Source organism: Stenotrophomonas sp. S39 (assembly GCF_016624665.1).
In the GTDB taxonomy this organism is placed as follows: domain Bacteria; phylum Pseudomonadota; class Gammaproteobacteria; order Xanthomonadales; family Xanthomonadaceae; genus Stenotrophomonas.
The window spans coordinates 1-3,318 of the sequence record NZ_JACVTT010000177.1 but is presented as its reverse complement, the minus strand read 5'-3'; the positions used below and the strand labels follow the sequence as shown (position 1 = coordinate 3,318).

The 3,318-nt window shown below is 68.3% G+C and carries 5 protein-coding genes; all 5 read left to right on the top strand.

The window, feature by feature from the left end; genetic code table 11:
- Positions 1–166: 166 nt before the first annotated feature.
- The 5 genes from IAE41_RS22095 (at position 167) to IAE41_RS22075 (ending at position 3,219) form a co-directional block, all read left to right on the top strand.
- On the top strand, positions 167–580 hold the full coding sequence (locus IAE41_RS22095; protein ID WP_200734577.1) for a YciI family protein: 414 nt from the start codon (positions 167–169) through the stop codon (positions 578–580).
- A gap of 61 nt (positions 581–641) precedes the next feature.
- Complete coding sequence (locus IAE41_RS22090) at positions 642–1,064, top strand: VOC family protein (protein ID WP_079220461.1); 423 nt, start codon at positions 642–644, stop codon at positions 1,062–1,064.
- 40 nt (positions 1,065–1,104) lie between these two features.
- A complete protein-coding gene (locus IAE41_RS22085) occupies positions 1,105–1,515 on the top strand; it encodes a VOC family protein (RefSeq protein ID WP_079220462.1) in 411 nt (136 codons plus the stop codon).
- Positions 1,516–1,539: 24 nt separating this feature from the next.
- On the top strand, positions 1,540–1,896 hold the full coding sequence (locus IAE41_RS22080; RefSeq protein ID WP_108745879.1) for a DUF1428 domain-containing protein: 357 nt from the start codon (positions 1,540–1,542) through the stop codon (positions 1,894–1,896).
- A gap of 45 nt (positions 1,897–1,941) precedes the next feature.
- Positions 1,942–3,219 (top strand): sigma-70 family RNA polymerase sigma factor, encoded by a 1,278-nt coding sequence (locus tag IAE41_RS22075; protein ID WP_200734576.1) that lies wholly within the window; start codon positions 1,942–1,944, stop codon positions 3,217–3,219.
- The last annotated feature ends 99 nt before the right edge of the window (positions 3,220–3,318 follow it).

Below are 3,318 nucleotides of genomic sequence, written 5' to 3'. Positions count from 1 at the left end.
CCCGGGCTTTCAACCCCCACCACGGAGGGGCTCCGCCGTTCGCCGATCCCCGCCGCAGGCGCGCCTTCCGCGCAGGAAAAAAACTTCACCTGACCTGTCGATTCCCGATCCTCCGGTTCGTCGTACCCATGAAGGGCACGCAAACCGCCGCCCACGGGAGACCCACATGAAAGTCATGGTGATCGTCAAAGCCAACGCCGATTCCGAAGCCGGCCGCCTGCCCAGCGAAGCGGAACTGGCCGAAATGGGCGCCTACAACGAACAACTCGTCGCCGCCGGCATCATGCTCGCCGGCGAAGGCCTGCACGCCACCGCACGCGGCCGCCGCATTTATTTTGGCGCCGCCGCCCCGCAGGTGCAGGCCGGGCCGTTCGGGCCGCCCAGCGAGCAGATCGCCGGCTTCTGGCTGTGGAACGTGCGCTCGCTGGACGAGGCCGTCGAATGGGCCAGCCGCGCCCCGTTCGGCGCCGGCGGCACCCTCGAGCTGCGCCCACTGATCACCGCCGAGGATTTCGGCGAAGCCTTCACTCCCGAATTACAGCAGCAGGAACAGCGTCTGCGGGAACAGCTCGCAGATTGATCGGATTGACCCGACCCTTCGCCGGGAATGACCCGGCGCTACCACCCAACGGAGCACTGCCATGAAACTGATTCCCTTCCTTGGCTTCAGCGGCCAGGCCCACGATGCGATGGCCTTCTATGCCAAGGCCCTCGGTGGCCAGGTCACCTCGGAAATGAAGTACCGCGACATGCCGCCTTCCGACGGCTCGCCAGGCTGCAATGAAATGCCCGCCGAGACCCTCGACCATGTGGCGCACAGCCAGCTGGAGATCGACGGCGCGATCCTGATGGCGGCCGATGGCCCGGGTGGCGGCGAGGGCGGGTCGACCACGATCAATGTCGACGTCGGCAGCATCGAGGAAGCCGAGCGCGTGTTTGCCGCGCTGGCCGAGGGCGGGCAGGTGCAGATGCCGATTGCCGAAACCTTCTGGGCCCATCGCTGGGGCATGCTGATCGACCGCTACGGCAAGCCGTGGATGGTCAACTGCATGAAGCAGCCCTGATCCCGTCCCATCACCCACCACCCGCACAGGAACCGCAACGATGAGCGCACCGCAACCGCAGATGATCTTCGTCAACCTGCCCGTGCAGGACCTGCAACAGTCCAAGGACTTCTTCAGCGCGCTGGGCTACAGCTTCAACCCGGCGTACACCAACGAAGATGCCGCCTGCATGGTCATCAGCGAGAGCATCTTCGTGATGCTGCTGGTCAAGCCGTTCTTCCAGCAGTTCACCAACAAGGGCATCGCCGATGCGCACGCGCAGACCGAGGTGATCACCTGCCTGTCGGCCGACAGCCGCAAGGCGGTGGACGTGATGGTGGACAAGGCGGTGGCCGCCGGTGGCAGCGAACCGCAACCGGCGCGCGATTACGGTTTCATGTACCAGCGCGGCTTCCAGGACCTGGATGGCCACCTGTGGGAAATCGCACACATGGAGGGCGAGCCGGGCTGACGGCGCGCCTCGAGGAGGAAAACCATGGCTTACGTGGACGCTTACGTGCTGCCGTGCCCGCAGGACAAGGTGGCCGACTACCGCCGCCTTGCCCGCAAGGCCGGCACGGTCTGGAAGGATCACGGCGCGCTGCAGTACATGGAATGCGTGGCCGATGATGTCGAACCCGGGAAGTCCACCTCGTTCCCGCGCGCGGTGAAGGCCAAGCCGGGGGAAACGGTCATCGTCGCGTTCGTGGTGTTCCGCTCGCGGGCTGCGCGCGACCGCATCAACGCCAAGGTGATGGCCGACCCGCGCCTGGCCAGCATCGGCCCCAAGGACATGCCGTTCGATACCAGGCGCATGTTCTGGGGCGGCTTCAAGCCGATTGTCCAGGCATGAGCGCTGGCGCTTGTGCGGGCACGGCCTGCGTGCTGTGATCGGCGCATGACCTCGCCCGCCCTGAGCCAGCGCCTGGAAACCCTCTGGCGGATGGAATCGCCGGTATTGATCGCGCGCCTTGCGCGGCTGCTCGGCGGTGATGTCGGCCGCGCCGAGGAGCTGGCACAGGACACCTGGCTGGCCGCGCTGGAGCGCTGGCCGGCGCAGGGCATCCCGGACAACCCCGGAGCCTGGCTGATGACCACTGCGCGCAACCGTGCCATCGATGTGCTGCGCCAGCACCAGCGCGTGGCACAGCAGCATGCGCAATGGAGCGATGAACTGCACCCGGCGGCATTGCCTGCACCCGATGATACCCAGGCGCTGGAAGACGACCTCGGCGATGACCTGCTGCGGTTGATGTTCGTGGCCTGCCACCCGGTGCTGCCGGCCGATGCGCGGGTGGCGCTGACCCTGCGCCTGCTGGGTGGGCTGACCACCACCGAGATCGCCCGTGCCTTCCTGCAGCCCGAGCCCACCATCGCCCAGCGCATCGTGCGCGCCAAGCGCACCCTGGTACAGAAGCAGGTGCCCTATGAAGTGCCGCGCGTCGAAGCGTTGCCCGAGCGGCTGGCGTCGGTGCTGGAGGCGATCTACCTGGTCTTCAACGAAGGCTACGCGGCCAGTGCCGGCGATGACTGGATGCGCCCGGCGCTGTGCGAGGAGGCGCTGCGGCTGGCCCGCATCCTCGCCCATCGGTTGCCTGCGCCGCCGGTGCTGGGCCTGCTGGCACTGATGGAACTGCAGGCGTCGCGTGCCGCGGCGCGCGTCGATGCGCAGGGCCAGCCGGTATTGCTGGACGCGCAGAACCGCGCGCGCTGGGACTGGCTGCAGATCGAGCGCGGGCAGCAGGTGCTGCAGCGTGCGCTGGAGGCCGGCGGTGGCGACGACGCCTACGTGCTGCAGGCCCGAATCGCGGCCTGCCATGCCACTGCGCGCCGCGCCGACGATACCGACTGGGCGCGCATCGCCGCACTGTATGCACAGTTGCTGCAGGTAATGCCATCGCCGGTCGTGGCCCTCAACCGGGTGGTGGCGGTGTCGCGCAGCGACGGCGCGTTTGCGGCCTGGGGGTTGTTGCAGCCGTTGCTGGTCGATGCGCGGTTGCAGGGCTATGCGCCCTTGCAGGTGGTGCGCGGCGACCTGCTGCAGCAGCTGGGCCGGCATGATGATGCCGCCAGCGCCTTCCGCGAGGCGGCCGCGCTCACCGGTAATGCCCGCGAGCAGGCGCTGCTGCTCGCGCGCGCCCAGACATCGGGGTCAGATCTGACCCCTTCTTGTTGAGTGCCGACCAACGGTCGGCACCCACCGGCAGCCGCAGGAGTCTGTCGAAGGGGGGGGGGGGGGGGGGGGGGGGGGGGGGGGGGGGGGGGGGGGGGGGGG